Annotated in this window: 29 protein-coding genes; 17 read left to right on the top strand and 12 right to left on the bottom strand. The window is 60.4% G+C overall.

The window, feature by feature from the left end; all coding sequences use genetic code 11:
* Nucleotides 1-2: 2 nt before the first annotated feature.
* A complete protein-coding gene (locus tag Q4577_RS09315) occupies nucleotides 3-593 on the bottom strand; it encodes a VOC family protein (RefSeq protein ID WP_244687725.1) in 591 nt (196 codons plus the stop codon).
* A 218-nt stretch (nucleotides 594-811) separates the two neighbouring features.
* Between Q4577_RS09315 and Q4577_RS09320 the strand changes: the two genes are divergently transcribed.
* From Q4577_RS09320 to Q4577_RS09335, 4 genes are read left to right on the top strand one after another with little or no spacing between them, the layout of a single operon-like run.
* Nucleotides 812-991, top strand: a complete 180-nt coding sequence (locus Q4577_RS09320; protein WP_336623642.1) for a four-carbon acid sugar kinase family protein — start codon at nucleotides 812-814, stop codon at nucleotides 989-991.
* Nucleotides 988-1,638 carry an aldolase gene (locus Q4577_RS09325; RefSeq protein WP_303468282.1) on the top strand — a complete coding sequence of 217 codons (651 nt, stop codon included), beginning with the start codon at nucleotides 988-990 and terminating at the stop codon, nucleotides 1,636-1,638. Before Q4577_RS09320 ends, Q4577_RS09325 begins: the two co-directional genes overlap by 4 nt.
* A complete protein-coding gene (locus Q4577_RS09330) occupies nucleotides 1,635-2,405 on the top strand; it encodes a hydroxypyruvate isomerase family protein (protein WP_303468284.1) in 771 nt (256 codons plus the stop codon). Before Q4577_RS09325 ends, Q4577_RS09330 begins: the two co-directional genes overlap by 4 nt.
* On the top strand, nucleotides 2,402-2,623 hold the full coding sequence (locus Q4577_RS09335) for a hypothetical protein (RefSeq protein ID WP_244687734.1): 222 nt from the start codon (nucleotides 2,402-2,404) through the stop codon (nucleotides 2,621-2,623). The genes Q4577_RS09330 and Q4577_RS09335 overlap by 4 nt, the downstream gene beginning before the upstream one ends.
* Nucleotides 2,624-2,638: 15 nt before the next feature.
* Here Q4577_RS09335 and Q4577_RS09340 read toward each other — a convergent pair whose 3' ends face one another.
* The 6 genes from Q4577_RS09340 to Q4577_RS09365 all read right to left on the bottom strand — a co-directional run bounded on the left by Q4577_RS09340 (nucleotide 2,639) and on the right by Q4577_RS09365 (nucleotide 8,328).
* Nucleotides 2,639-3,697 (bottom strand): DUF1513 domain-containing protein, encoded by a 1,059-nt coding sequence (locus Q4577_RS09340; protein ID WP_303468286.1) that lies wholly within the window; start codon nucleotides 3,695-3,697, stop codon nucleotides 2,639-2,641.
* 3 nt (nucleotides 3,698-3,700) lie between these two features.
* The gene (locus Q4577_RS09345) at nucleotides 3,701-4,678 is read right to left on the bottom strand and encodes an imelysin family protein (RefSeq protein WP_303468288.1); all 978 of its coding nucleotides are present in this window, start codon (nucleotides 4,676-4,678) and stop codon (nucleotides 3,701-3,703) included.
* Entirely contained in the window at nucleotides 4,678-6,207 is a 1,530-nt protein-coding gene (locus Q4577_RS09350) for a di-heme oxidoredictase family protein (protein ID WP_303468289.1), read from the bottom strand. Before Q4577_RS09350 ends, Q4577_RS09345 begins: the two co-directional genes overlap by 1 nt.
* A gap of 64 nt (nucleotides 6,208-6,271) precedes the next feature.
* A complete protein-coding gene (bfr, locus tag Q4577_RS09355; protein WP_244687742.1) occupies nucleotides 6,272-6,757 on the bottom strand; it encodes a bacterioferritin in 486 nt (161 codons plus the stop codon).
* On the bottom strand, nucleotides 6,754-6,999 hold the full coding sequence (locus Q4577_RS09360) for a bacterioferritin-associated ferredoxin (protein ID WP_244687744.1): 246 nt from the start codon (nucleotides 6,997-6,999) through the stop codon (nucleotides 6,754-6,756). Before Q4577_RS09360 ends, bfr begins: the two co-directional genes overlap by 4 nt.
* 72 nt (nucleotides 7,000-7,071) lie before the next feature.
* Nucleotides 7,072-8,328 (bottom strand): imelysin family protein, encoded by a 1,257-nt coding sequence (locus tag Q4577_RS09365; protein WP_303468291.1) that lies wholly within the window; start codon nucleotides 8,326-8,328, stop codon nucleotides 7,072-7,074.
* Nucleotides 8,329-8,533: 205 nt separating this feature from the next.
* Between Q4577_RS09365 and Q4577_RS09370 the strand changes: the two genes are divergently transcribed.
* Nucleotides 8,534-8,878 carry a VOC family protein gene (locus Q4577_RS09370; protein ID WP_303468293.1) on the top strand — a complete coding sequence of 115 codons (345 nt, stop codon included), beginning with the start codon at nucleotides 8,534-8,536 and terminating at the stop codon, nucleotides 8,876-8,878.
* Between the two features lie 84 nt (nucleotides 8,879-8,962).
* On the opposite strand, the gene katG is transcribed toward Q4577_RS09370, so the two are convergent.
* Nucleotides 8,963-11,140: a catalase/peroxidase HPI gene (gene katG / locus Q4577_RS09375; RefSeq protein ID WP_303468295.1), complete on the bottom strand. Its 2,178-nt coding sequence runs from the start codon at nucleotides 11,138-11,140 to the stop codon at nucleotides 8,963-8,965.
* A 196-nt stretch (nucleotides 11,141-11,336) separates the two neighbouring features.
* On the opposite strand from katG, the gene Q4577_RS09380 reads away from it, so the two are divergent.
* Genes Q4577_RS09380 through lpxK form a run of 4 tightly spaced genes read left to right on the top strand, consistent with a single transcriptional unit; the run spans nucleotide 11,337 to nucleotide 14,790 of the window.
* Nucleotides 11,337-12,260 (top strand): hydrogen peroxide-inducible genes activator, encoded by a 924-nt coding sequence (locus Q4577_RS09380; protein ID WP_303468297.1) that lies wholly within the window; start codon nucleotides 11,337-11,339, stop codon nucleotides 12,258-12,260.
* Between the two features lie 60 nt (nucleotides 12,261-12,320).
* On the top strand, nucleotides 12,321-12,566 hold the full coding sequence (locus Q4577_RS09385) for a DUF4170 domain-containing protein (protein ID WP_244687752.1): 246 nt from the start codon (nucleotides 12,321-12,323) through the stop codon (nucleotides 12,564-12,566).
* Nucleotides 12,567-12,613: 47 nt separating this feature from the next.
* Nucleotides 12,614-13,798 carry a 3-deoxy-D-manno-octulosonic acid transferase gene (locus Q4577_RS09390; RefSeq protein WP_303468300.1) on the top strand — a complete coding sequence of 395 codons (1,185 nt, stop codon included), beginning with the start codon at nucleotides 12,614-12,616 and terminating at the stop codon, nucleotides 13,796-13,798.
* Nucleotides 13,798-14,790 (top strand): tetraacyldisaccharide 4'-kinase, encoded by a 993-nt coding sequence (lpxK, locus tag Q4577_RS09395; protein WP_303468302.1) that lies wholly within the window; start codon nucleotides 13,798-13,800, stop codon nucleotides 14,788-14,790. The genes Q4577_RS09390 and lpxK overlap by 1 nt, the downstream gene beginning before the upstream one ends.
* 63 nt (nucleotides 14,791-14,853) lie before the next feature.
* Here the strand turns inward: lpxK and Q4577_RS09400 are convergent, their stop codons facing one another.
* Nucleotides 14,854-16,452, bottom strand: a complete 1,599-nt coding sequence (locus Q4577_RS09400; RefSeq protein ID WP_303468304.1) for a phosphoenolpyruvate carboxykinase — start codon at nucleotides 16,450-16,452, stop codon at nucleotides 14,854-14,856.
* A 364-nt stretch (nucleotides 16,453-16,816) separates the two neighbouring features.
* Between Q4577_RS09400 and Q4577_RS09405 the strand changes: the two genes are divergently transcribed.
* From Q4577_RS09405 to Q4577_RS09435, 7 genes are read left to right on the top strand one after another with little or no spacing between them, the layout of a single operon-like run.
* On the top strand, nucleotides 16,817-17,518 hold the full coding sequence (locus Q4577_RS09405; protein WP_244687760.1) for a response regulator transcription factor: 702 nt from the start codon (nucleotides 16,817-16,819) through the stop codon (nucleotides 17,516-17,518).
* Nucleotides 17,518-19,227, top strand: coding sequence for a sensor histidine kinase (locus tag Q4577_RS09410; RefSeq protein ID WP_244687762.1), 1,710 nt, complete (start codon nucleotides 17,518-17,520; stop codon nucleotides 19,225-19,227). Before Q4577_RS09405 ends, Q4577_RS09410 begins: the two co-directional genes overlap by 1 nt.
* A gap of 6 nt (nucleotides 19,228-19,233) precedes the next feature.
* On the top strand, nucleotides 19,234-19,653 hold the full coding sequence (locus tag Q4577_RS09415; protein WP_303468308.1) for an HPr kinase/phosphorylase: 420 nt from the start codon (nucleotides 19,234-19,236) through the stop codon (nucleotides 19,651-19,653).
* A 55-nt stretch (nucleotides 19,654-19,708) separates the two neighbouring features.
* A complete protein-coding gene (gene rapZ, locus Q4577_RS09420) occupies nucleotides 19,709-20,596 on the top strand; it encodes an RNase adapter RapZ (RefSeq protein WP_244687766.1) in 888 nt (295 codons plus the stop codon).
* 34 nt (nucleotides 20,597-20,630) lie between these two features.
* Entirely contained in the window at nucleotides 20,631-21,032 is a 402-nt protein-coding gene (locus Q4577_RS09425; RefSeq protein WP_303468425.1) for a PTS sugar transporter subunit IIA, read from the top strand.
* Entirely contained in the window at nucleotides 21,029-21,307 is a 279-nt protein-coding gene (locus tag Q4577_RS09430; protein ID WP_244687768.1) for an HPr family phosphocarrier protein, read from the top strand. Before Q4577_RS09425 ends, Q4577_RS09430 begins: the two co-directional genes overlap by 4 nt.
* Before the next feature lie 40 nt (nucleotides 21,308-21,347).
* Nucleotides 21,348-22,223 (top strand): lysophospholipid acyltransferase family protein, encoded by an 876-nt coding sequence (locus Q4577_RS09435; protein WP_244687770.1) that lies wholly within the window; start codon nucleotides 21,348-21,350, stop codon nucleotides 22,221-22,223.
* 86 nt (nucleotides 22,224-22,309) lie between these two features.
* Here the strand turns inward: Q4577_RS09435 and Q4577_RS09440 are convergent, their stop codons facing one another.
* A complete protein-coding gene (locus Q4577_RS09440) occupies nucleotides 22,310-23,185 on the bottom strand; it encodes a 3-hydroxybutyryl-CoA dehydrogenase (RefSeq protein WP_244687773.1) in 876 nt (291 codons plus the stop codon).
* A gap of 170 nt (nucleotides 23,186-23,355) precedes the next feature.
* Here Q4577_RS09440 and Q4577_RS09445 point away from each other — a divergent pair, with 170 nt between their 5' ends.
* Nucleotides 23,356-24,186 carry a DUF6473 family protein gene (locus Q4577_RS09445; RefSeq protein ID WP_244687775.1) on the top strand — a complete coding sequence of 277 codons (831 nt, stop codon included), beginning with the start codon at nucleotides 23,356-23,358 and terminating at the stop codon, nucleotides 24,184-24,186.
* A gap of 137 nt (nucleotides 24,187-24,323) precedes the next feature.
* Here Q4577_RS09445 and Q4577_RS09450 read toward each other — a convergent pair whose 3' ends face one another.
* Both Q4577_RS09450 and Q4577_RS09455 read right to left on the bottom strand, forming a co-directional pair.
* Nucleotides 24,324-25,250, bottom strand: a complete 927-nt coding sequence (locus tag Q4577_RS09450; protein ID WP_303468312.1) for an electron transfer flavoprotein subunit alpha/FixB family protein — start codon at nucleotides 25,248-25,250, stop codon at nucleotides 24,324-24,326.
* The gene (locus tag Q4577_RS09455) at nucleotides 25,251-26,009 is read right to left on the bottom strand and encodes an electron transfer flavoprotein subunit beta/FixA family protein (protein ID WP_244687777.1); all 759 of its coding nucleotides are present in this window, start codon (nucleotides 26,007-26,009) and stop codon (nucleotides 25,251-25,253) included.
* Nucleotides 26,010-26,058 lie beyond the last annotated feature (49 nt).

Here is a 26,058-nt window from a genome sequence, read left to right on the forward strand (position 1 = left end):
GTTTATCCTTTGACATAGGGGTCTTTGGGGCTGCGGTCGTCGCTCAGCGATTGTTGCCGCCGGGTTACCAGACGCTCGATCGCATCTGCCAGATGTACCTCGGCGATATTATAGTCGCCCGCCGCGGTTCGGATGCGATGCGCTTCGATCATCACATCGGCATGGGTACAGCCCATCGGCGGCTCAAATCGGTAACAGGCCAGTTCAATCAACAGGCCTAGCGGCTCGCGGAAATAGATCGAATCCATGAAGCCGCGATCCTTGATGCCGGAATGGGTGATCCCGCGCGCATCAAGCCGGTCGGCGCATTGGCTGAACGTCGCTCTGGAGACATTGAACGCCAGATGATGCACACAGCCCGGATCGGCGGGGGTCGTTTTATGCGTCGCCTGGCGCTTTTCATTGGTGAATATGGTGATGAGCCGCCCATCGCCGGGGTCGAAATACAGATGGCCTTCGTCCGGGTTGTCCAGATTGGGTTGATCGAAAATGAACGGCATGCCCAGCACACCTTCCCAGAAATCAAGGCTGGTTTGGCGATCGGCACCGGTCAGCGTGATGTGGTGCACGCCCTGAACCTGAAGCTTTTTCATGATGGCATCCTCCCTTTGGCGGCACGATAGCAATTGATTGCCAAAAAGCGAGGGGGTGCAGGCAGAATTGGCCGCCAACCCGGTCATTCCTGTCACGCGCTAACAGTTTTGGTTGTATTCACCTGAAATTGACATGACATTGCGGCAGGCTCTGCTGTCGGAGATGTGCCAACAGGGGGCTTGCAAGATGCAAAGAGGGGGGCGGGATGACAACCGTATTGGGCTGTATCGCGGATGATTTCACCGGCGCGACCGATTTGGCCGGGCTCTTGGCCCGCAGTGGCGTGCCCTGGACCTATTGCCAATCGGGCGGTCAGCAGATCGCGCTGACCCTGAAATCCGGCAACTTCGGCTCCGAGACCTTCTTTACCGATGCGCAGGAAAGACTGGCGTCATGAGCGTCGAGGCCCGCTTGCGTGAACAGATCTGCCTGCTGGCGAAATCCATGTTCGACCGTGGCCTGACCGGCGGCAGCACCGGCAATATCTCGGCCCGGACCGAAGATGGCGGGTTGTTGGTCAGCCCCACCGGCACCAGTTTCGGGCGGCTCGATCCCGGACGGCTCAGCCGCTTTGACGCCAGTGGCACACATATCAGCGGCGACAAACCGACCAAGGAAATGCCGCTGCATTCGGCGTTTTATGACACCCGCAGCACGGCGGGCGCGGTGGTGCATCTGCATTCCTGCCACTCGGTCGCGCTGTCGATGATGCCGGATGCGGACGAGGATAATTTCCTGCCGCCGCTCACGCCTTATGGCATCATGAAACTGGGCCGGGTCAAGCTGTTGCCGTTCTTCCTGCCCGGCGATCCAGAGATGGGCGAGGCCGTGCGCGGTCTGGCCGGTAAACGCAGTGCCGTCATGCTGGCCAATCATGGGCCGGTGGTGGCGGGCAAGGATATCGAGGCCGCCTGCAACGCCATCGAAGAGCTGGAGGATACCGCGCGTCTGGCGATGATGACCCGTGGTCTGAACCCGCGCGGAATCGGCCCGGATATGGTGCAGAAACTGGTGACGAAATTTAATGTGGAGTGGGACGGATGAAGTTTTCTGCCAATCTGGGATTTCTGTGGAATGACCGCCCGCTGCCGGATGCCATTCGCGCCGCCAAAACCGCAGGTTTTGATGCGGTGGAATGTCATTGGCCTTATGACGTTCCGGCGGCCGAAACCAAGGCCGCGCTGGACGAAACCGGCCTGTCCATGCTGGGTCTAAACACAAGCCGGGGCAATCTGGCGGCGGGCGAAAACGGTCTCAGCGCGCTGCCCGGACGCGAGGCCGAGGCGCGTGCCGCGATTGATGTCGCGCTGGATTATGCCCGGATCATCGGTGCCGCCAATATCCATGTGATGGCCGGTTTTGCCAGCGGTGCTGCGGCGCAACGCACCTTTGTCGGCAACCTGAAATATGCCTGCAAACGGGCGGCGCAGCAGGGGTGTACCATCCTGATTGAGCCGCTCAACAAATACGATGCTCCGGGCTATTTCCTCAGCAAGACGGAACAGGCGCTGGATCTGATTGATGCGGTGGGGGCGGACAATCTGAAACTGATGTTTGATTGCTACCATGTGCAATTGATGGAGGGCGATCTGAGCAACCGGATCGAAGCGTTGATGCCCTGGATCGGGCATATTCAGTTTGCATCGGTCCCGGATCGCGGCGCGCCGGATCACGGCGAGATCAATTATGGCCATATTTTCGGGGTCTTGTCGGGGCTGGGCTATGGCGCGGCGCTGGGGGCGGAATACAAACCGGGCGGGGACACCGATGCCACGTTGGGATGGATGAAGACGATAGGGGGCCGGACATGACAAAATCGCTTAGCCAGCAATTGGACGTGCGTCATCCGATGTTCAACCCGCTGTGGCGGCGCATTGCGCTGGTCGGGGTCACCGGTGGATGGACGGTGTTTGAACTGATCAATGGCAATTATGTCTGGGGGCTGCTCTTTGGTGCGGCGGTGGCCTGGTGCGGCTATCATTTCTTTTTCAACTGGGAACACCAGGCGCCGCTCGACAAAGAGGAGTGACCCCTCAGGCGGCCATCACCCAACCGGCACCAGATGATTGTCCCAGGCGCGTGTCGCATGGGACAGCGGCTTCAGCCGGTCCCGCACCGCCAGAATGCCGCCCAATCCATCGGTTGCGACAAGCCCGGCGGTCCCTGCCGCCAGCCCACAGACATCCGCCCGCAAATGGCTTTGCTGAAATGCGCCGTTGCGATCAAACAGATGCACTCGCCCGCCACGCGGCGAGGTAATGCCAACCGTGTCCCCGGCGATTGCCACGCTGCCGGCATAGCCCTGCATCGCCAATTGCTCGGCCTCGGGGGCGGTGCAGAGCACGGGCGGCGTTCCACGCCGGTGCAGGCCCAGAAGCGGCACCGCATCCGGCAGCGCGCCCTGCCATTGCATCGCAAAGGCCAGCATGCCCGCGTCCCAGGCGATGTGCCGGATCGAAGCATGGTGCAGCGCTGCGGGCAGGGTCACCTGATCCAGCAACGCGCCTTTGGCCGTCAGGTAGCTGAGGTTCGGGCGCATGGTGTCCAGGTTCAGCTTGTCGCGCCCATGGTCGGGGTGGGTGCGAATGCCGCCATTGGCGACCGCAAGGACATCCCCGGGCAGTGCCAGAACCTCATGCGGGCCGATCCCGCCTGAGGTGATTTCGCCGATGCGGGCATAGCCGTCATCGCGCGCCCACAGCCCAAGAAGCCCCTGACCGCTGGCAATGTCGTTTTCGGTGGTGACCAGAACGCGACCCCCGGCAATGAATGCGCCGTGGCCGTAAAAATGCCGCCCCTTGGGGGTGGTCAGACGATGGCTGATTGTGCCGCGCATGCAGTCAATGACCAGCGCGAAATCACCGGGGCGGCGGGCAAATGCCACGGCCTCTGGCGCGGTGGGGTGGGCGGTGGCCGCATGGCCGCGACCGGGAAGCGCAATGCGAAACAGGTCATGGCCCCTGTCATCCAGCCCAAACAGGGCATAGCCGCCGTCGCCCTCTCTTGCGGCCGCAAGGAATGACGGATTGTTGGCATCTGCCCATGTCGCGCCGGGCAGCGACGCGCCGGCCAGAAGGGCCGCAAGAAACGCACGCCGTTGCATGGGCTAGTCCCCGTCGGCAGAGTTGAATCCCTGGCTCAGCCCCATGCCCCCGCCTATTTCCGCCGCCAGCGCATCGCGCACATAGGCCACCTTTTGTTGCAGGATCTCGACCCGCAAGCGGCCAGTGGGATCGGAGACGCCGGCGAAAATCGGGTCGTCCAGCGCCGCCGCCGTATCAAAGGCGGCGTCAAAGGCGGCTTCGGATGCCGGGATCGGTGCATCCGCCATGGCGCGGGCCAGATCGCGCAGCGCCGATAGCGACAGCACCACATTGCGCAGCGAACGTCCGGAGCGCCGCGCTTCGGCCCGGGTTGGGCGCGGGCGGTCAAATGTGCCCAAGGGACGGCCAAGGCGTTGATCCTTGGTGAACTCCACCCCCGTCAGCAGCACGGTGTAAAGCGTCTGATCGACTTCGCGCGCGGCGAGATAGGTGGTGTTGTCTACTGCGCCGGCGCTGGTCATCACCTGGGCGTAATCCGCCCAATCGGTTGCGATGTCCCCGGCCATCCGTTCCAGATCGGCGGCGATGGCGATCACCAGCCGACAGGTGTAATCCTGCGCGGTGAAACTGTCGCCATACAGCAGATGCTCCAGGCCAAAGAAGCCGCGCGCGGCAACCGAGACTTCGGCAAATTCCGCCGGATCATCCACCACGGGGTCGGCGTCGGCAATCAATTGCGCCAGCGCCTTTGGCCCGGCGCCGCGGCTGTCTGGCCAGAATGCAATCGCCAGCGCCCGCCCGTCGCGTTCAATCGGGCCAAAGGTCAAATGGCTGGCGCCCAGCCAGGCATCGAACGCTTGGTGATAGGCCGGGATCACCGACGGTGCCGAACAATCCTGAACCGCGACCTCATGAAGCGCCGCACTGGCGCTGGCGAAATTCGCAATGGCTGGGCGAATATGGTCGTCCAGCACGTGGGTCAGATCGGCATGGGCCGTGGTGGCGACGCAAACCGCAACAGCGGCAATCAGGGACTTCATCACAGGCTCTCCAGGAAACGGATCAGGGCGGCGCGGTCTTGGGCGGGCATGTCGACCACTTGGGTCTTGGCGGTCTCGGCCTCGCCGCCGTGCCACAACACGGCCTCAAGCAAGGACCGCGCGCGACCGTCATGCAGGAATTGACTGTGACCGCTGACCTGTTGGCTCAGGCCGATCCCCCACAGCGGCGGGGTGCGCCATTCGCGCCCCGTTGCCACGCCTTCGGGGCGATTGTCGGCCAGGGCATCGCCCATGTCGTGCAGCAGGAAGTCCGAATAGGGCCAGATCAGCTGAAACGACTGGGGGTCGCGGTCGACCAGCCGGTGGGTGACGTATTTCGGCGTGTGACAGGCGGCGCAGCCGGTGTCGTAAAAGACCTGTTTGCCGCGCAGCACCACCGGATCGTCGACATCGCGCCGCGCCGGGACACCAAGATTGCGCGAGTAAAAGGTGACGAGATCCATGCCGATCTGATCAATCTCGAACACCCGGTCGTCGCCGTCGCCATGTGGCGCATTCTGACAGGCGGATTGCGCCGGGGTGCAGTCGCCGCCCCCCGCAGGAAACAACGGGCTGGCAATCCCGATGTCACCAGCAAAGGCGGCGGCGCTTTGTTCTTCGACCGTCGGCTTGCCGCCTTTCCAGCCGAACCGGCCGAGCATCGGCGCATCATGCACCAGCGACCAATTAATTGCGGCGCGCCCGGAAATGCCGTCGCCGTCGCGGTCGTCCGGGTCGGCCTGGGCCAGAATATCCGCCGCCGGAATTGCCTCGATCAGCCCGAGGCCGATCATTGGCGGGGCAACGCGGGGCGACAGCTGGACAATGTCGGCCAGCGGGCCATAGCCGGGATCGCGCAGGTCATATTCCGGGACGCGCAGCATCGCGATTTCGCCACCAGACAGCGGCAGGGTGATGTCGTTGTACTGTACCACCATCTGCGCTTCGGCGGCGTGACCCTGCATCGCCAGATCCTGAAGCTGCCCGCCATAGGTCGGCTCTGGTCGGGTGCGGGGGGTGTCGACGCCGATACCGGCCAGATAGCGTTCCAACCGGGTGGCCGGGGCATCCGCCGGGGCGGGCACCGACAGGCGCAGGAACATGGACACCCGCGAATCCGCTTCGCCTTCGGGTGTATGGCCGCGCCCGTCCTTTAGATGGCATCGCTGACACGACCGGGCATTGTACAGCGGACCCAATCCATCAGAGGCCAGTGTAGACGAGGGCGAAGACACCCACAGTTTGCGAAACAGGCCATTGCCAAGCTTGAAGTCCAATTCGCCGTCAAAGCCAATATTGGCCGAGGGCTGCGAATAGGCATCCGCATCACTGCGCGCCCGCACCGTCGCGGCCCCGCCCGGATTGGTTTCAAAGGCTTCGGCTTTGGTGAAATCTGTGGTCGGCGCGACGACAGCGGCAATACGGTCCGCTTCGGCGTCGGTTCGCGCGATGATGTTCAGATGCAAATCATCCAGCGTAACTGTCCCGGCATCCGCCGCCATTGCCGCGCCCATCAGGGCGAGGACCATCAGTGAACATCGCATCGTGCCAAACCTTACTGGCGCGCCACCGGTGCGGCGCGCCGAAATGGGATTATTCCGCTTCGTTTGCCGGTTTGGCCTGAAGCTGTCCATACTTTGCGTCGCCCAAAGTGCCATAAAGGTCGATCTGGGTTTCAAGAAAGTCGATGTGACCTTCTTCGTCGGTGATCAATGCCTCGAACAGGTTCTTGGACACATAGTCGCCGACCTTGTCGCAATGTTCGCGGGCCTCGATATAAAGCGTGCGGGCGTCATGTTCGCCGGCCAGATCGGCCTCCAGCGTTTCCTTGACGTTTTCGCCGATGCGCAGCGGGTCCAGTTTTTGCAGGTTCGGATGGCCCTCAAGAAACAGGATGCGCTGAATCAGTTTGTCAGCATGGTGCATCTCTTCGATGCTTTCGGCGCGGGATTTATCCGCCAGATGGCCAAAACCCCAGTCTTCTTGCAGCCGGTAATGCAGCCAATATTGGCTGACTGCGGTCAATTCCGACCGCAATGCGGCGTTCAGATATTCGATGACTTTTTTGTCGCCCTTCATCGTGACGTACTCCTTTTCTTGCGATCCCGCAGGTTTTGCAGGTTGGCTGGAACTTCAATACTGGGGCTATTTGCCATCGTGTCCAGAAACAGCGGCAAACATCCGCCACAATCGGCGCGCTTGCCCAATGCGCGATAGATTTTGCCGGGGGTGATGATCGTGTCACTGTCGGCGGCCCGCATCCAATCCATGGCGGCGTGGATGTCGGTGTCGCGGATGTTTTGGCAATGGCAGACAATCATGATGTTCCCCTTGGGCAAAGGGCCGGGGCAAAGGCGCGCCCCGGCAATTGGCTTATTGGAAGTCGGTCGGATTTACTGGAAAACCGCGTTGGGATTGTCGAGGCTGTCGGAGCCTTCAAAGCCGATTTGATCCAGCTCCAGCGCGCTGACCGCGCGTTCGATTTCGCGGGTCTGCGCAACCAGACCGTCAACCGCCCCCATGATCAGCGCTTCACCGGCTTCGTTGCCGCGTTCCAGCATCTGGTCATAAGAGAAGCCCGCCTCGGCGGCGGTTTTGATCTGGCCCAGTTCCATCATTGTATGGCTGAGGGCCGTGCGCAGGGCGGCGTCGGTGGCGGCATCTGCGGCGGCGACCAGCGACGATAGGCTTTCACCGGACACAACCGTGCCATCCACCCGGACATATTCGCCAAGATAGACGTTCTGCACGCCCAATCCGTCATAGTAATGGCTGTTGTGGGTGTTGTCGGAGAAGCAGTCATGCTCTTCTTCCGGGTCGTTCAGCATCACGCCCAGTTTCATCCGCTCGCCCGCTTGTTCGCCATACGACAGCGATCCCATGCCGGTCAGGATTGCCACGATGCCGGCGTCTTCGTCGGCGGTCACGGCGGTGCGACCTTCGCCGCCTTCAGCCCATTGTGCGGCCATCCATTCCAGATCCGCCACCAAAAGATCGGTCGCAGCCTGAAGATATGCGCTCCGACGGTCGCAATTGTTGTTGGTGCAGTCGTCTCCAGTGCCGAAATCGGTCCAGGGACGGTTGCCCGCGCCATGTTCGGTCCCGTTCAGATCCTGCCCCCAGAGCAGGAATTCAATCGCGTGATAGCCGGATGCGACGTTTGATTCGACTTCATCGGCCTCGTGCAGCGTCTCGGAGATCAGTTCGGGGGTGATGTCAGAGGCGTCGATGTCGGTGCCAGACAGGGTGAATTCCGGGTTCGCCACCACGTTCAGAACCGCATATTCGTTTTCATCCGTCGCGCCGCCATAGGCCGCATCAACATAGTCAATCAAACCCTCATCCAGCGGCCAGGCGTTTACCTTGCCTTCCCAGTCATCAACGATGGCGTTGCCAAAGCGGAACACCTCGGTCTGTTGATAGGGAACGCGCGCAGCGAGCCATGCGGCGCGGGCGGTTTGCAGCGCCTCGGCGGATGGCTCGGCAATCAGCGCCTCGACTGCGGTCTGCAAGGTGCGCGCGGTGGTCAGGCTGTCTTCATATCCGGCTTGGGCGATATCGGCATAGGTGTTCAGCACCTCGGCTTTGCCAGCAAAGGCGGGCAGCGCGGTTGTTGCGGTCAATGCCATCGCAATCGTCAGGGATTTCATATCGGGGTGTCCTTTGCGTCTTGGAATGTCCGGATGCCTACACGTGAATTTCCGAGTGCCGGACGGGTTGCCAAATACCTGACTTTATCTGTTGGAAATGTCAATGCTGACTTTTTTAGTCGGACAAATACAGGCGGCTGCATCGCCTGCGACCTATGTGTTAGCCTTGGGGAATTGACGTCAGCCGCGATCTGGGAAACGCCTCATGAAACTTGCCCCCGCCACCCCGGAACTGCCGGTGCGCGATGTGATATCCGCGCAAATCCACTATCGTGACCGTTTCGGATTCGACATCCGATGGCATAATCCTGAGGGCCGGATCGGCGCGGTGTCACATGGGGAATGCGCGTTGTTTCTGCGCGCAGGCGCCGGCGCACCGGCTGTTGTCTGGATCTTTGCAGAGGATGTTGTGGCCGTTTATGCCGATCTCATCCAGCGGGGCGCCGAGATTGTCGACCCGCTTGCGGACCGGCCTTGGGGATTGCGCCAATTCACCGCGCGGGATGGTGACGGCAATATCCTGCACTTCTTTCACGATCTGGATCGTTGATCCCTGTGCCGTGCATTTGGTCCTGAAATAGAAATCCCGCCCGAACCAATTTCCGGGCGGGATCAGATGTCAGACTTGGCTGGCCTAGGCGGTCAGATCAAACCGGTCGGCATTCATCACCTTGGTCCATGCGGCGACAAAATCGCGGGCAAACTTTTCGGCGTTGTCGTCCTGGGCATAGACCTCGGCATAGGCGCGCAGGATGGAATTCGACCCGAACACCAGATCGGCGCGTGTTGCCGTCCATTTCACATCGCCGGTCTTGCGATCCGCAATGTCATAGGTGGTGCGGCCGGTGGGTTTCCACGAATTGCCCATGTCGGTCAGGTTGACAAAGAAGTCATTGGTCAACGCGCCGACACGGTCGGTGAACACGCCATGGCTTGTCCCGCCAAAGTTGGTGCCCATCACCCGCATGCCGCCAACCAGAACGGTCATCTCATGCGCCGTCAGGCCCATCAATTGTGTCCGGTCCAGCAGCATTTCCTCGGCGCTGACGGCATAATGCTCTTTCAGGAAGTTGCGATAGCCATCGGCCAGCGGTTCCAGAGCATCAAAGCTGTCGGCATCGGTCATTTCATCCGATGCATCGCCACGACCGGGGGCAAACGGCACGTCGATGTCCTGACCGCCGGCCTTCAGCGCCTGTTCGATCCCCACATTGCCGGCCAGCACAATCACGTCGGCAAGCGATGCGCCGGATGCGGCGGCAATTGGTTCCAGAACCGCCAGCACCTTGGCCAGACGTTCGGGTTCGTTGCCGACCCAATCCTTTTGCGGCGCCAGCCGGATACGGGCGCCATTGGCCCCACCGCGCATGTCCGATCCGCGATAGGTGCGGGCGCTGTCCCATGCGGTGCAGACCATTTCGGCCAGGCTCAGGCCGCTTGCGGCGATCTTTGCCTTGACCGCATCGACGTCATAATCGGTAGCGCCCGCCGGGATCGGATCCTGCCAGATCAGATCTTCGGATGGGACATCCGGGCCGATGTAACGCACTTTGGGGCCCATATCGCGGTGGGTCAGTTTGAACCATGCGCGCGCAAATGTGTCCGAAAAATAGGCCGGATCAGCGGCAAACTTCTGGCAGATGGCGTTATAGGCCGGGTCGACCTTCATCGCCATGTCGGCGTCGGTCATGATCGGCATGCAGCGGATCGACGGATCTTCGACATCGACCGGCATGTCTTCTTCCTTGATGTCCACCGGTTCCCATTGCCATGCGCCTGCGGGCGATTTCCGCAATTCCCATTCGTGGCCGAACAGCATCTCGAACCAGCCCATATCCCATTTGGTCGGGTTGGCGGTCCAGGCGCCTTCGATGCCGGACACAACGGTGTCGCGGCCCACGCCACGGCCCTTGGTGTTCATCCAGCCGATGCCCTGAAATTCCACATCCGCCGCTTCCGGGTCCGCCGAAAGATCATCGGCAGAGCCATTGCCGTGGCTTTTGCCGATGGTGTGACCGCCGGCGGTCAGGGCGGCGGTTTCTTCGTCGTTCATCGCCATACGCGCGAATGTTTCGCGGACCTGGGCGGCGGTTTTCATCGGGTCGGGTTGGCCGTTCACGCCCTCTGGGTTGACGTAGATCAGGCCCATTTGCACCGCAGACAGCGGGTTTTCCATTGTCTCGGGCTTTTCAACGTCGCCATAGCGGCCATCGGACGGCGCCAGCCACTCTTTTTCCGAACCCCAATAGACGTCTTCTTCGGGGTGCCAGATGTCTTCGCGGCCAAAGGCAAAACCATAGGTTTTCAACCCGGCTTCTTCATAAGCAATGGTGCCGGACAGGATGATCAGATCCGCCCAGGAGATCTTGTTGCCGTATTTCTTCTTGATCGGCCAAAGAAGGCGGCGGCCCTTGTCGGTGTTGACGTTGTCCGGCCAGGAATTCAGCGGCGCAAACCGTTGGTTGCCTGTGCCACCGCCGCCACGGCCATCGGCCAGACGATAAGACCCCGCCGCGTGCCATGCGACCCGCGCGAACATGCCGACATAGCTGCCCCAATCGGCGGGCCACCAGTCCTGGCTGTCGTGCATCAGAGCGCGCAGATCGGATTTCAGCGCCTCGACGTCCAGCGATTTCAGCGCCTCACGATAGTTGAAGTCGCGGCCCATCGGGTCGGTTTTGGTGTCGTGTTGGTGCAGAATGCTGAGGTTCAGCGCATTCGGCCACCAGTCCATGACTGATGTGCCGGAAGAGGTCATGCCGCCGTGCATGACCGGGCATTTGCCGCCGGTGGGTGTGTCGTTTCCGTCCATGTCTACATCTCCGATGTTGGATGTGGTGGGGTGTTTCAGTGTCGCCAAGAGGGTCGCAGACGCGACAGGGTGCCGTCCCGCGATGCGGGCAGCGGTTGTGTGTGACGAATCCTCCCTCTTGATCCTGAGGTGACGGTAACAAAGGAATGCGATACAAGAAAATTGTATTTCTGGATAAGTCTGATAAGAAAATCTTATGGAAAATATCACCCTGCGACAGCTTCGTTATTTTGAGTCTCTGGCCCGCCATGGTCATTTTGGGCGTGCCGCTGCGGCCTGTTCGGTGTCGCAACCGGCCTTGTCAGTTCAGATCAAGGAGTTGGAGACCACTCTGGGCGCCGTGTTGTTCGAACGCGGCACACGGCAGGCGCGCCTGACCGGATTCGGCGAAACCTTTGCCGAGCGGACCCGCGCGATCCTGCGCTCTGTGGACGAGCTGGGCGATCTGGCCCGCGCGGCGCGGGGGCGGTTGGTTGGACGGTTGCGCATTGGCATCATCCCGACGATTGCCCCGTATCTTCTGCCGCGGCTGATCGGGGCTTTGTCGCTGGGCTATCCCGGTATCGACCTCCAGGTGCGCGAATCCCGTACCGAGACCCTGATCCATGAGCTGGGCGAGGGGCGGTTGGACGCGGCCATTCTGGCGCTGCCGATTTCCGAGCATTGGTTGACGGAAGTGGCGTTGTTCACCGAAGATTTCGTTTTGGTGCGGCCTTCGGCGGATGCCGACCGCCCGGTGCCCGACCGCGACCAGCTGCGCGAAATGCGCTTGCTTCTGTTGGAAGAGGGCCATTGTTTTCGCGATCAGGCGCTCAGCTTCTGCAACATCCGTTCGGCCCTGTCGCGGGATGGGCTGGACAGCTCCTCGCTTTCGACATTGGTTCAGATGGTTGCGGCCGGTATCGGCGTGACATTGATCCCGGAAATGGCGGTGCCGGTGGAAACCCGATCGGCGGATGTGGCGGTGGCACAATTCGCCGCCCCCCGACCCAGCCGCACAATTGGCATGGTCTGGCGCAAATCTTCGCCACTGGCCCAGGAATTGGCCGATGTCGCCGATGTGGTGCGCGGTGTGGGCACCTTGGGTGATCTGGGGGCAACGGCGGCTGCGCGAACTTGACCCCGTGCCACGCCGCTGTAGGGTCGGGGCAAATTCAATCCAACCCCTGGAGTGCCTGACATGACCCAGCGCCTGCATCTGGTTTTCGGTGGCGAACTTGTCGACCCGTCGGAAAATACATTCAAGGATGTCGATGACATTCATGTTGTCGGGATTTACCCGGATTACGAAAGCGCTTATGACGCATGGAAAGACGCGGCCCAGCGTACGGTGGACAATGCCCACATGCGTTATTTCATCTCGCATCTGCATCGGATGTTAGAGGGTGAGGACAAGGCCGCCGCCGCCAAAGAGGCCGACAGCTGACCAAGACCCCAGTCATTCCCCAACGCGTTCTTTCGGTGCAGGCCCATATGACATGGGCGCGCCGCCGCGAACGTGAGCCGGTGCAATACCCGCCGCGTCCGAATGGGGTGGTTGTCTGGGTGCATGCAACGCGTGGCCAGCGCATTTCTGCCATCATGCAATTGTCGGCGCGGCTGGTGTCCCAGCGGCAGAATGCATTTGTGCTGGTGACGCTGGCCCCCGGCGTGACCGGACCAAAGCGGTTGAAACGCAATATCATTTTGGCGGATGCGCCGGGATTGCATCCCGAGGATGTCATGGACTTTCTCGATCATTGGCGCCCGGAGCTCTGTTTGTGGACCTGCGGCGATCTGGTGGTGTCCCATATTGTCACCGCCGCTGAAGAGGGGGTGCCGCTTTATCTGGTGGATGCCAGCGAAACCGGATTCAACACCCGGCCTGTGCCTTATCTTCCGGATCCGACGCCGGCCGCGCTAGGCTATTTTACCATGATCATGGCCAGTGATGCCAATGCGGCGCGTCGGTTGCGGAAATTGGGATTGGCCGAAGATGATCTGACCATCACCGGACCGCTGCAAGAGGGCAGTGCCGCCATCCCCTGTAACCAGTCCGATCTGGATGCCCTGCGAGAGGCGATTGGCACCCGGCCGGTCTGGCTGGCGGCGATGGTGCAACCCGAGGAGCTGGCCACCATCCTGCGGGCGCATCGCGCCGTGTCGCGCTGGGCGCATCGGTTGATGTTGGTTCTGGTGCCGGACCGCCCGGAAATGGGCGATGAAATGGCCGAAAGGATGCAACGCGGCGGCATGTCCTATGTCCGCTGGTCGGATGGCGAATTCCCGGATGACGGGACCGAGGTCCTGTTGGCCGACACCTATGGCGAAATGGGGCTGTGGTATCGGCTGTCTCCGGCGTCTTTCATGGCATCGTCTTTGGTGGCGGGTCATGGTGGATGTGATCCGTTCGAACCTGCGGCGCTGGGGTCTGCGATCTTGTATGGCCCCAATATCGGGCGACATTTGCACGCCTATTCCCGCCTGGCAGAGGCCGGCGCCGCCCGCATCGTGCGTGATACCGATACGCTGACCAATGCGCTGAAACAGCTGATTGCGCCGGACCGGGCGGCGGCGATGTCGCTGGCCGCCTGGGAAATTGTGTCCGAGGGCGCACAGGTGACGGATCGGATCATGGATCTGATCCATGACACGCTTGATCTGGCCGAGGTCATTTGATGCGCGCTCCTGATTTTTGGTTCACATCGCCCGCCCGGCCCGCAATTGCGGCGCGCCTTTTGGCGCCATTGGCGGCGCTGACCGCGCGGGCCACGGCGCAACGGGTCGCCAGGGCACCGGATCTGCGGGCGGATGTGCCGGTGATCTGTGTGGGGAACCTGAATGCCGGCGGCACGGGTAAAACCCCGACGGTGATCGACATTGTTACCCGGCTGATTGCGCGTGGGCGTCAGCCTTTTGTGCTGTCGCGGGGGCATGGTGGACAGTTGACCGGCCCGGTGACGGTGGACCCCCGCCGGCATGGCGCGGGCGACGTTGGCGACGAGCCACTGTTGCTGGCGGCCTTTGCGCCGGTGGTTGTCGCGCGGGACCGGGCGGCCGGAGCACGCCACGCAATGGCGGCCGGGGCCGATGTTCTGGTGATGGACGACGGATTGCAAAACCCCGGACTGGCCCGTGACCTGTCGTTGATTGTTGTCGATGCGGCCAAAGGGTTTGGCAATGGCCGCTGTTTGCCGGCCGGTCCTTTGCGCGAACCGGTTGCCGTGGGGATGAAGCGCGCGGATCTGATCTTGTCGATTGGCGGCAAGACCGCTCAGGACGCGTTTTCGACGCAATGGGCCGGGCACATCACCCTGCCGCATCTGCGCGGCCAGCTGCAACCGCTGCAAACCGGGATGGATTGGGCGGGTCTGCGGGTGCTGGCCTTTGCCGGTATCGGCCATCCAGAGAAATTCTTTGCCACACTGCGTGCGCTTGGGGCCGAGGTCATTCGCGGCGAGGCGCTGGAGGATCATCAGCCCTTGACGCCTGCCATCATGGCCCGGTTGCAAAAAGAAGCGGAAAGTTTGGGGGCGCAGCTGGTCTGTACCGAGAAAGACGCCGTGCGTCTGCCGACGGGCTTTCGCCAAAGGGTGTTGACCCTGCCGGTCCGTCTGACAATTGACGACGATGCGGCACTTGTCGCGGCCTTGGATCGGCTGTTTTTGTGATCCACCCCGGAATGGGATGGATCAATTTTAGCGTCACGGGCAAGGTCGGGCCCGCCCAATGGTTTAGCCGATAGCCGCGGCCTTGACGTCATCGTCAATGAACGGGACGTATTGCGCAAAGTTGTCGGCGAACATCTGGACCAGCTTGGCCGCCTGGGCGTCATAAGCGTCCTTGGCACCCCAGGTGCGGCGCGGATCCAGCAGAACCTCGGGCACGCCGGGTACGTCGGTGGGCACGTCAAAGCCAAAGTTCGGGTCTTTGCGGAACTCGGCATCGGCCAGCGATCCGTCCAGCGCCGCCGTCAACAAGGCGCGGGTTGCCTTGATCGGCATCCGGCTGCCGGTTCCATAGGCGCCACCGGTCCAGCCGGTGTTCACCAGCCAGCAGGTTGCGCCGTGCTTGGCGATCTTTTCGCGCAGCAGGTTGCCATAGGCTTCTGGACGGCGCGGCATGAAGGGCGCCCCGAAACAGGTCGAAAAGGTCGGCTCTGGCTCTGTCACGCCACGTTCGGTGCCCGCCACCTTGGAGGTGAAGCCGGACAGGAAGTGATACATCGCCTGCGCCGGGGTCAACCGGGCAATCGGGGGCAGCACACCAAAGGCATCACAGGTCAGCATGATGATATTCTTGGGGTGCCCCCCCAGCGCGCTGGACGAGGCATTGGAAATGTATTCCAACGGATAGGCGCAGCGCATGTTTGCGGTCAGGCTGTCGTCTTCGAAATCGAGTTCCTTGGTCTCTTCGTCAAAGACCATGTTTTCGATCACCGTCGCGAATTTCGACGTGGTGGCATAGATTTCCGGCTCTGCCGTCGCGCTGAGGTTGATGGTCTTGGCATAGCAGCCGCCTTCGAAATTGAAGGTGCCGCGATCAGACCAGCCGTGTTCGTCATCCCCGATCAGAATGCGCGAAGGATCGGCCGACAGCGTGGTTTTGCCGGTGCCGGACAGGCCAAAGAACACAGCCGTGTCCACCGGATTGCCCACTGCATGATTGGCCGAGCAGTGCATCGGCATGATGCCTTTTTCCGGCAGCAGATAATTCAGCAGGGTAAAGACAGATTTCTTGTTCTCGCCTGCATATTCGGTGCCGCCGATCAGGATCAGCTTGCGGTCGAAATTCATCGCGATCACGGTGTCGGACCGGCAATTGTGCCGTTCCGGGTCTGCCTTGAAGCTGGGGCAATTGATGACGGTGAAATCCGCCACGAATTCGTTCAGATCCTCACGATCGGGCCGCCGCAGCATGTGGCGGATGAACAGCCCGTGCCAGGCCAGTTCCGTGACCATGCGCACGTCGATCGAATGCGCCGGGTCCGCCCCGCCGACCAGATCCTGCACAAAATAGTCGCGGCCCTTCATGTGGGCCAGCATGTCGTTGTAAAGATTGTCAAAACCTTCGGGCGACATGGCGGCGTTGTTTTCCCACCAGATCGTGTCAGCGACCGTGTCTGTTTTGACGACATGTTTGTCCTTGGGGGAGCGACCGGTGAATTTTCCGGTCGAGACAAGGAATGCGCCGCCTTTGCCGAGCTGGCCCTCTTTACGTTGCAGGGCGGCTTCGATCAGCGCCGGCTCCATAAAGTTATAATAGACATTGCCCAGTCCTTCGATCCCCTGATCTTCTAGCCGGAACTGCGGGTTGACCCGTCCTAATGTCATCTTGTCTCTCCATGTATCCGCAGAAATGGCGGAAGTCGTGGTTTTGGCGGCAAAAGCGCCGTCCCCGCAGCCAAGGCATTGGCTCCGGTGAATTCGGTGTAACATGGCTTTTTGGCTCGTGAACAGGAGGCATGCGCAAGTTAGCGCAATCAAATTGCCATTTAGCGCAATCATATTTCGCGGCCGTGTCGATGCGGGCACGAAATCCAGCGTTCAATGCGACAATTTAGTCATTCGTTTGTACTTTTCGGGTCTGCTTGGGGCAGGTCGGTTGCCCGATTCGCAGTTAAGGATTGATTGCGCGCCGCAAATCAAGGCATAATGGGGAAAAATTAAGGCAGCCGAGCAGTATAAGGACAAACAAATGTCTAAAATCGCCCTTGTGGACGATGACAGGAATATTCTGACATCCGTTTCCATGACGCTTGAGGCCGAAGGCTTTGAGGTCGAAACATATAATGATGGCCAATCCGCATTGGATGCATTCAATAAACGTCTTCCGGACATGGCTGTGCTGGATATCAAGATGCCGCGTATGGACGGCATGGATCTGTTGCAGCGGCTGCGCCAGAAAACCACCATGCCGGTGATTTTTCTGACCTCCAAAGACGACGAGATTGACGAAGTGCTGGGTCTGCGCATGGGCGCGGATGACTATGTGAAAAAACCGTTTTCCCAGCGGCTTCTGGTCGAACGTATTCGCGCATTGCTGCGGCGCCAGGATGCGATGGACAATGATATTGTCGGCGACACCGAAGAAACCAAGGTGATGGATCGCGGTGATCTGCGCATGGATCCACTGCGTCACGCTGTGGCCTGGAAGGGCAAGGATGTGGCGTTGACGGTGACCGAATTCCTGTTGCTGCAGGCCCTGGCCCAGCGCCCGGGTTTTGTGAAATCGCGCGATCAGCTGATGGATGTGGCCTATGACGATCAGGTCTATGTCGATGACCGCACCATCGACAGCCACATCAAACGTCTGCGCAAGAAAATGCGCTCTGTTGATGACGACTTTTCGGCCATCGAAACGCTTTACGGTATCGGTTACCGGTACAACGAAGAATAATGGCGCTGGTCGAGGAGATGGCTGTGCCCAACGCAGGCTCCAAGCGGCGCGGTGATGTGGTTCTTGGCGACGATTGGGTCGCCCCGGACGGCACCGTCGAACAGGAATTGCAGGATCGGCGGGCGCGGCGCGGCTTCTTTTCTCTGCGCACCTCGCCACTGACCCGCAAGATCATCATGTTCAACCTGATTGCGTTGAATGTGCTGGTTGGCGGTATTCTGTACCTCAATTCGTCGCGCGATGGTCTTGCCGCGCAGCGCGCCCAGGGGCTTGTCGGTGAAGCAGAGCTGATCGCCGACGTGTTCGAGGTGTTGCTGCCCGGCACCGCCCCGGTCAACCTCGCCTCTGGCGATGGGCTGGATGTCGGGGCCACGCTGGAGGGGATCGCGCTGCGGCGCGGGGCAGAGGTTTTTGTCTTCGATCAGGGGCAAAACATTGTCGGCCGGTCCGCATCGACCATTGGTGACGTTGAAACCGAAGCAGAAGGCCGGACCCTGATCACCGATCTTCTGGCGTCTATCTGGGATGCTGTGGCCGGGCTGGTCACCGATTCCGAAGAAGACCGCATTGCAGCTTTCGAAGAACATCTGATCGCATTGGCGGAACCGGCGCTGGCCGGCCAGACCACAGTGCGCACTACGGAATCCCACGATGGCGGCTCGGTCTTTACCGTCGGCAGCCCGATTGAACAAAATGGCCGCCCGATTGGTGCGGTTGTGTTGGTCTCGGCCGCGGGCGAGATTGACCGGCTGGTGCGCACCGAACGCGAGCGCGTGTTGCAGATGTTCCTGGTGGCCACATTGGTCTCTATCGGCCTGTCGCTGGTGTTGGCGTCGACCATTTCCAATCCGATCTCGGATCTTGCCGAAGCGGCAGAGCTGGGCCGCGATCGCGACCGCCGCAAGGAGCTGACGGGCCGGATACGCATTCCCGATCTGACCGCGCGCCCGGATGAAATCGGCCGCCTGTCGGGCGCATTGCGTGGCATGGTCACCGCTCTTTATGATCGGATTGATGCCAACGAACAATTTGCCGCCGACGTCGCACATGAAATCAAGAATCCGCTCGCCTCTTTGCGGTCCGCTGTTGGATCATTGCGCATGGTCAAACGCGAGGATCATCGCGACAAGCTTCTGGGCGTGATTGAGCATGATGTGCGCAGGTTGGACCGCCTGGTCAGCGATATTTCGGATGCCTCGCGGTTAGACAGCGAATTGGTCAAGGAAGACCAAGCCCAGTTTAACCTGCTGGCATTGCTTGGAAGTTTGAGCGACCACCTGGGCAAGGATGCACATGGCAAAGGGGTCGAATTCATCACCGATCTGCCCGCCGATCCGATTTTGGTGCATGGGCTGGAGGCGCGATTGGCCCAGGTCTTTGTCAATCTGATCACCAATGCGATCAGTTTCTGCGAAGACGGCGATGCCATTCGGGTCTGGGCGCGGCAACGGGAAAACCGGGTGCTTGTGGTTGTCGAAGACACCGGTCCCGGCATCCCGGAAGAGGCGCTGGGCAAGATCTTCAAGCGGTTTTATTCCCATCGGCCAGAGGCAGATTTCGGCAATAACTCGGGTCTTGGGCTGGCGATTTCGAAACAGATTGTCGAAGCCCATGATGGTGTGATCTGGGCCGAGAATATTCGCCCGACAGAGGCGGACATCACCTCGGAGCCGCTGGGCGCACGTTTCGTCGTCGGTCTGCCGGTTTGATGCGTGATGCCCGTCGCGGCTGACACGCCGGTTCATGCCAGTACGGTGGCATTTGCAGATCACGGCGTGATCATCCTTGGGGCTTCGGGCAGTGGAAAATCGGCCCTGGCCTTGGAGCTTTTGGCGCTGGGCGGCGTTTTGGTGGCGGATGACCGCACGATTGTCACCCGCCGCGGGGCTGCGCTGATCGCCGAGTGTCCGGCGGCAATCCAGGGCCAGATCGAGGCGCGGTTCGTTGGCATCCTGACGGCGCCGTTCCGGGGGGCGGTTCCATTGTCACTTGCCGTTAATTTGGATCGCATAGAATCACAGCGTTTGCCGCCGGTTCACCACTGGTCCTATGCCGGGGTGCAAATCCCGATGCTTCACAAAGTCGCGCAGGGGTATTTTCCTGCGGCAATTCGACAATACCTTCTGCAGGGTTGATAGCGGGCGTTGCCGCTGCCTGCGTAACAGACTGGTACAACAGGAACCAATAGAGATGGAACTTCCGATCACACCCCGCCTTGTCCTGTTGACCGGCCCTTCTGGCGCCGGGCGCTCTACCGCGCTGAATGCGTTGGAGGATCTGGGGTATGAGACCATCGACAACCTGCCCCTGTCCCTGGCGCCGCGCCTGTTGGAAGGGGGGCAGAGCCGCGATATGGCGCTGGGGCTGGATGTGCGCACGCGGGATTTTTCGCCCGCGGCGCTGTTCGGGTTGTTGGCCGATATTGCCGCCCAAACGGGGCAGGCCGCCGATCTGTTGTTTCTGGATGCGAGTGCCAATGTGCTGGTCAATCGGTATTCGGAAACCCGCCGCCGCCACCCGATGGCCCCTGATGGCACGCCAGAGGCCGGGATTGCCCGTGAATTCGAAATTCTGGCCCCCCTGCGCGATCAGGCAAGCATTTTAATCGACACATCGACGCTGTCACCGCATGAATTGCGCGCTGAGATGTATCGCCTCTTCGGTGTCGACAGCAGCCACGATCTTGCGGTGTCGATCCAATCGTTTTCCTACAAGCGCGGCCTGCCACGTGCGGCCGACGTGGTGTTTGATTGCCGGTTCCTGATCAATCCGCATTGGCAACCCGAATTGCGCCCGCTGACGGGGCAGGATCGCCGTGTCGTAGATCACATTGCCACCGATCCGCGATGTGCCCCGTTTCAGGAAAAGGTGCTCGACCTGCTGCTGTTTCAACTGCCCGCTGCACGCGAAGAGGGTAAGGCGCACTTCTCTGCAGCTTTGGGCTGTACGGGGGGCAAACATCGTTCCGTTGCCTTGACGGAAAGCGTAGCGCATGGGCTTGCACAAGCGGGCTGGCGAGTGTCAATTAGACATCGAGAACTGGAGCGGCGCACGTTGGCGTCCCCGGATCCGGCATAAGGATGTCGGAAAAATGAGTGGGAGACCGTCGAATTTGATCGGAATCGTGATCGTGGCACATGGCGGGCTGGCCAGGGAATACCTGGCGGCAATTGAACATGTGGTCGGGAAACAGCCGGGAATCTTTGCGATCTCAATCGAACCTGACCACGTGCGCGCGGACAAGCAGGAAGAAATCTGTGTCGCCGCTGATTCTGTGGATCAGGGCGGCGGCGTTGTAATTGTGACCGATATGTTTGGCGGATCGCCGTCCAATCTGTCATTGCGGGCCTGCGCCCCGTCCAATAGGCGCATCCTGTACGGCGCGAATCTGCCCATGTTGATCAAATTGGCGAAAAGCCGCGATCTTGGGGTGGCAGATGCCGTTCGCCAGGCGACAGAGGCCGGACGCAAGTATATGGATAGCCAGAACATTTCATCGGATCAAAATATATGACAGAGACCGTGACCCGTGCCTTGAAGATCGTCAATGAAAAAGGGTTGCACGCCCGCGCCTCGGCAAAACTGGTGGAGGTGGTCGAAGGTTTCGATGCCTCAGCCGAAGTGGCGCGCGACGGGATGAGCGCCGGGGGCGATTCCATCATGGGGCTTTTGATGTTGGCAGCGTCCAAAGGAACCACTATTGAGGTCCAGACTTCGGGCCCCGACGCCCAGGCGCTGGCCGATGCTGTCGAAGCGCTGGTCGCGGACCGGTTTGGAGAAGACTGCTAGGGCCGGTATAGGCCCGCTGGGAAGGACGCTGGACGGCAAAATGGTGGACACCGCGCAATCCGCAGCCGGGCGCAAGACGCCGACGGCGGGCCAGCAAGTGCCTTATGACAAGCGTAAGCTGTCATATGCCAATACGTTTACAAATCCGTGGAAGGCGACAACTATCCGCGCGCTGGAATGGCTGACCGGTAAATTGCCGCTCTTGCGTCTGGTGCGCCGATTTGAGCGGATGGGCCCGGCTGAAGGGCACGCGTTTTTTGGCCAGGCGCTTGGGTTGATGAAAATCGACCTGCTGACGCCGCAGGAACAAATCGACCAGATCCCCGCCACTGGTCCGGTGATCGTTGTGGCCAACCATCCGCATGGTTTGGTGGATGGCATGGTGATGGCGGAATTGATCGGGCGGGTGCGCACAGATTACCGTATCCTGACCAGAAGCCTCTTGTCCGGGGTCAAGGAGATCGAGCAATTCATGATCCCCGTGCCCTTTCCGCACGAGGAAAATGCCCGCATTGAAAGTCTGGAAATGCGGCAAAAAACGATGGATCACCTGAAATCCGGTGGTGTCGTGGTGCTGTTCCCGTCCGGCGTTGTTGCGGCCTCTGAAACTTTTTTTGGCGAGGCGGTCGAAGCGGTCTGGAACCCCTTTACCGCCAAGATGATCGTGCGGTCCGGCGCGACGGTGGTGCCGATCCATTTCCCGGGCCAGAATTCCCGTGCCTATCAGATCGCCAATAAAATATCGGCGACGATCCGGCAGGGGCTTTTGATCCATGAGGTGATGCATTCCTGTAATCGGCCGCAATCGCCGATCATCGGAACGCCAATCACACCAGAAGAAATCCGCACCTGGGACGGCAAGCCACGCCAAATGATGAAGTGGCTGCGGGAACATACGCTCAGCCTTGGGCGTTAAGCCCCGTCACGGGTGACCCGGACGGGCCGCCGTTGGCGCGCTGGCCAGCGGTCAGGGGCTGACGGTTTGGCGGCCCCGTTCTGGAATTAGCGCGTCGGGATTGGTGCGTCGCCCCGGTAATCGTAAAAGCCGCGCTTGGTCTTGCGGCCCAGCCAGCCAGCCTCGACATATTTTGTCAGAAGCGGGCAGGGGCGGTATTTTGTGTCCGCCAGCCCATCATGCAACACATTCATGATCGCCAGACAGGTATCCAGACCAATGAAATCCGCCAGCTCCAGCGGACCCATCGGGTGGTTCGTCCCCAGCTTCATGGCCTGATCAATCGAGGTGACATTGCCGACGCCTTCGTAGAGCGTGTAAACCGCTTCGTTGATCATCGGCATCAGGATGCGATTGACGATGAAGGCCGGGAAATCTTCGGCGGATGCTGCGGTCTTGCCCAGTTTTTGCACAACCGCCAAGCAGGATTGATAGGTGTCCTGATCGGTGGCAATGCCGCGGATCAATTCGACCAATTGCATGACCGGCACCGGGTTCATGAAATGGAAACCCATGAATTTCTCTGGTCGGTCGGTCCGGCTGGCCAGACGTGTGATTGAAATCGACGATGTGTTCGACGTCAGGATGGTGTTGGGTTTCAAATGCGGCAGCAGGTTATCGAAAATCTGCTGTTTGACGGTTTCGCGTTCCGTGGCCGCTTCGATCACCAGATCGGTTTGGCCCAGTTCGGCCAGTTCCAGGCTGGTGGAAATCCGCGCCATTGCGGCGGCCTTGTCATCGGCGGACAGCGTGCCTTTGGACACCTGACGCCCGATATTCTTGTCGATACGCGCCACCGCGGCCAGCAAGGCATCTTCTGAAACATCGTTCATCACGACATCATAGCCCGCCACAGCCATCACATGGGCAATGCCATTGCCCATCTGGCCCGCGCCGATCACGCCGATTGAATGAATATCCATGCCCTGCCCCTATGTCGTTCATCCGACAATAGGCGGCTTCGCATGGCAAGGGCAAGACCATGCATCTGCGGCGAATTCACTAAACATCGCCTTAAATCCGCCATTTAGCCTTTTGGAAATCGAATCACCTCATGTTGGCTTTGGGTGAGTATTAAAACTAGGTGGGTGAGATGACCTATGAACTTCCGGGGGGATCGACCCCCGACTATCTGCCGTGCCGGTATGGCACGTCGCGGCTTGTATTTCGCGGGCCACGCCGCAAGCTAAAGGGCGATTATGTCGCTTTTTTCGGCGGTACGGAAACCTATGGCAAATTTATCGAAGCACCGTTTCCGTCCCTGACGGAAGACACGCTTAATCTGCCTTGTGTGAATTTCGGCTGTGTCAACGCCGGCATAGATGCATTTGTAAATGATGCTGCCTTGTTGGGGGCCGCAAACCAGTCCAGCGCCACGGTGATTCAGATCATGGGCGCACAGAATATGTCCAATCGGTTGTATACGGTGCATCCGCGCCGCAACGACCGGTTTGTCAAGGCAACTGCGATGCTCAAGGCGATCTACCGAGAGGTGGATTTCACCGAGTTTCATTTCACGCGGCATCTGTTGGTCGAGCTGGAAAAGCTTGGCCCAGAGAGGTTCAACATGGTGCGGCAAGAGCTTCAGACCGCCTGGAGCGCACGCATGTCGCTGTTGCTAAACCAGATCAAAGGCCCGGTTGTGCTGTTGTGGTTCGCCGATCACGCGCCGTCAAACGAAGAGGACAGCTTCTCTGATCCCTTGTTTGTCACGGCCGATATGGTCAACGAGCTGAGCGACAAAGTCTCGGGCGTTGTCGAAGTCACGGCCAGTGACCGGGCCTTGCGGCAGGGCACAGAGGGCATGATGTTCAGCCCGGTCGAAGAGGGGGCAGCGCGCGAAATGATGGGGCCGATCGCCCATGAAGAAGCGGCAAATGCGCTGACCGCAGAATTGGCCGGAATTTTGCACCACCGTCACTAGGACGTTTCGCGTCGTGCCTGAGGTGCCCGGCGTTTGATAGCGCGACACACCTTGGCTGATGGCAGATTGCGCACACAAAAAGACCCGCCAAATTGGCGGGTCTTTAACGTTTCGAGTGCAACGGGTGCGCCCCGGTTTCAGAGCTTTTCGGTCAGTTCCGGAACGGCTGTGAACAGGTCCGCGACCAAACCATAGTCCGCGACCTGGAAGATCGGGGCCTCTTCGTCCTTGTTGATCGCGACGATGATCTTGCTGTCTTTCATCCCGGCAAGGTGTTGAATTGCCCCGGAAATACCAACCGCGATATAAAGATCCGGCGCCACGACCTTGCCGGTTTGGCCGACCTGCCAATCGTTGGGCGCAAAGCCGCTGTCGACCGCCGCGCGCGACGCGCCAACCGCCGCGCCAAGCTTGTCCGCCAGGGCTTCGATGATCTTGAAGTCCTCTTCCGATCCGACGCCGCGCCCACCGGACACAACAACACCCGCCGAGGTCAGTTCCGGGCGGTCGCTGGCGGCCAGTTTGTCCTCGACCCAGGTCGAAAGACCGGGATCTGCAGCGGCGGAAACCGTATCGACCGGGGCCGCGTCCTGTGCGCCGGCGGCGTCAAAGGTCGAGGTGCGGATCGACACCACCTTTTTGGAATCACTGGATTTTACGGTCTGGATCGCATTGCCCGCATAGATCGGGCGTTCGAATGTCGCGCCATCCACCACGCCGGAAACATCCGAAATCACCATCACATCCAGAAGTGCCGCAACCCGTGGCAACACGTTCTTTGCGTCGGTCGTGGCCGGGGCAACGATATGTTCATAATCGCCGGCCAGGCTGACGATCAATGCAGCGGTGGATTCCGCCAGCCGATGGCCCAGAGAGGCATCTTCGGCCACCAAAACCTTGGCCACGCCCGCAATTTTCGCGGCATCGGCCCCGGCATCGGCGGCAGATCCGCCGGCGCAAAGCACATGCACGTCGCCAAGTGCGGCAACCGCGGTCACGGCCTTGGCTGTTGCGTCAAGGTTCAGAGCGCCATCATTAACTTCGGCAAGAAGGAGTACAGCCATTTACACAGCCCCCGCAGCTTTGAGTTTCGCGATCAAATCATCAACAGACCCGACGATTTCACCGGCCTGGCGGGCGGCGGGTTCTTCGGTTTTCACAATTTCCAGACGCGGCGTGACATCAACGCCGTAATCAGCCGGTGTTTTTTCGTCCAGCGGCTTCTTCTTGGCCTTCATGATGTTGGGCAGGCTGGCGTAGCGCGGTTCGTTCAGGCGCAGATCGACGGTCACAACCGCCGGCATCTTGACGCTGATGGTTTGCAGGCCGCCGTCAACCTCACGCGTGACTTTTGCGGTGTCGCCGTCGATGTCGACTTCGCTGGCAAAGGTCGCCTGCGACCAGCCAAGCAGCGCCGCGGTCATCTGGCCGGTGGCGTTCATGTCGTTGTCGATCGCCTGTTTGCCACAAAGCACAAGGCCGGGGGCCTCTTCTTCGGTGATCTTGGCCAGGATCTTGGCCACTGCCAAAGGTTCGATATCGTTGTGCACGTCGTCCGCAGCCACCACCAGGATCGCCCGGTCCGCGCCCATCGCCAGCGCAGTACGGAGGGTTTCCTGCGCCTGTTTGACCCCAATGGACACCGCGACGATCTCTTCGACCTTGCCAGCTTCTTTCAGGCGAATCGCCTCTTCCACTGCGATCTCGTCAAACGGGTTCATCGACATCTTCACGTTTGCAAGATCGACACCGCTCCCGTCCGCTTTCACACGAACCTTCACATTATAATCGATCACGCGTTTGACGGGGACTAGAACCTTCATCTGCGTAACTCTCCTTGTGGTTCTCGCACGGGCTGTGCGACTCGGATTG

Origin of the sequence: Marinovum sp. 2_MG-2023 (assembly GCF_030548265.1) — a bacterium.
In the GTDB taxonomy this organism is placed as follows: domain Bacteria; phylum Pseudomonadota; class Alphaproteobacteria; order Rhodobacterales; family Rhodobacteraceae; genus Marinovum.

Bases quoted from the DNA above. Each gene is read 5' to 3' on its own strand.
- Q4577_RS09415 (WP_303468308.1), top strand. From the start codon at position 19,234: ATGCCCGTCGCGGCTGACACGCCGGTTCATGCCAGTACGGTGGCATTT.
- Q4577_RS09365 (WP_303468291.1), bottom strand. From the start codon at position 8,328: ATGAAATCCCTGACGATTGCGATGGCATTGACCGCAACAACCGCGCTG.
- Q4577_RS09440 (WP_244687773.1), bottom strand. From the start codon at position 23,185: ATGGATATTCATTCAATCGGCGTGATCGGCGCGGGCCAGATGGGCAAT.
- Q4577_RS09370 (WP_303468293.1), top strand. From the start codon at position 8,534: ATGAAACTTGCCCCCGCCACCCCGGAACTGCCGGTGCGCGATGTGATA.
- Q4577_RS09385 (WP_244687752.1), top strand. From the start codon at position 12,321: ATGACCCAGCGCCTGCATCTGGTTTTCGGTGGCGAACTTGTCGACCCG.
- Q4577_RS09315 (WP_244687725.1), bottom strand. From the start codon at position 593: ATGAAAAAGCTTCAGGTTCAGGGCGTGCACCACATCACGCTGACCGGT.
- Q4577_RS09340 (WP_303468286.1), bottom strand. From the start codon at position 3,697: ATGCAACGGCGTGCGTTTCTTGCGGCCCTTCTGGCCGGCGCGTCGCTG.
- Q4577_RS09430 (WP_244687768.1), top strand. From the start codon at position 21,029: ATGACAGAGACCGTGACCCGTGCCTTGAAGATCGTCAATGAAAAAGGG.
- Q4577_RS09455 (WP_244687777.1), bottom strand. From the start codon at position 26,009: ATGAAGGTTCTAGTCCCCGTCAAACGCGTGATCGATTATAATGTGAAG.
- Q4577_RS09450 (WP_303468312.1), bottom strand. From the start codon at position 25,250: ATGGCTGTACTCCTTCTTGCCGAAGTTAATGATGGCGCTCTGAACCTT.
- Q4577_RS09360 (WP_244687744.1), bottom strand. From the start codon at position 6,999: ATGATTGTCTGCCATTGCCAAAACATCCGCGACACCGACATCCACGCC.
- Q4577_RS09445 (WP_244687775.1), top strand. From the start codon at position 23,356: ATGACCTATGAACTTCCGGGGGGATCGACCCCCGACTATCTGCCGTGC.
- Q4577_RS09335 (WP_244687734.1), top strand. From the start codon at position 2,402: ATGACAAAATCGCTTAGCCAGCAATTGGACGTGCGTCATCCGATGTTC.
- Q4577_RS09435 (WP_244687770.1), top strand. From the start codon at position 21,348: ATGGTGGACACCGCGCAATCCGCAGCCGGGCGCAAGACGCCGACGGCG.
- bfr (WP_244687742.1), bottom strand. From the start codon at position 6,757: ATGAAGGGCGACAAAAAAGTCATCGAATATCTGAACGCCGCATTGCGG.
- Q4577_RS09410 (WP_244687762.1), top strand. From the start codon at position 17,518: ATGGCGCTGGTCGAGGAGATGGCTGTGCCCAACGCAGGCTCCAAGCGG.
- Q4577_RS09345 (WP_303468288.1), bottom strand. From the start codon at position 4,678: ATGAAGTCCCTGATTGCCGCTGTTGCGGTTTGCGTCGCCACCACGGCC.
- rapZ (WP_244687766.1), top strand. From the start codon at position 19,709: ATGGAACTTCCGATCACACCCCGCCTTGTCCTGTTGACCGGCCCTTCT.
- Q4577_RS09380 (WP_303468297.1), top strand. From the start codon at position 11,337: ATGGAAAATATCACCCTGCGACAGCTTCGTTATTTTGAGTCTCTGGCC.
- Q4577_RS09405 (WP_244687760.1), top strand. From the start codon at position 16,817: ATGTCTAAAATCGCCCTTGTGGACGATGACAGGAATATTCTGACATCC.
- Q4577_RS09400 (WP_303468304.1), bottom strand. From the start codon at position 16,452: ATGACATTAGGACGGGTCAACCCGCAGTTCCGGCTAGAAGATCAGGGG.
- lpxK (WP_303468302.1), top strand. From the start codon at position 13,798: ATGCGCGCTCCTGATTTTTGGTTCACATCGCCCGCCCGGCCCGCAATT.
- Q4577_RS09350 (WP_303468289.1), bottom strand. From the start codon at position 6,207: ATGGTCCTCGCCCTGATGGGCGCGGCAATGGCGGCGGATGCCGGGACA.
- Q4577_RS09325 (WP_303468282.1), top strand. From the start codon at position 988: ATGAGCGTCGAGGCCCGCTTGCGTGAACAGATCTGCCTGCTGGCGAAA.
- Q4577_RS09330 (WP_303468284.1), top strand. From the start codon at position 1,635: ATGAAGTTTTCTGCCAATCTGGGATTTCTGTGGAATGACCGCCCGCTG.
- katG (WP_303468295.1), bottom strand. From the start codon at position 11,140: ATGGACGGAAACGACACACCCACCGGCGGCAAATGCCCGGTCATGCAC.
- Q4577_RS09390 (WP_303468300.1), top strand. From the start codon at position 12,614: ATGACATGGGCGCGCCGCCGCGAACGTGAGCCGGTGCAATACCCGCCG.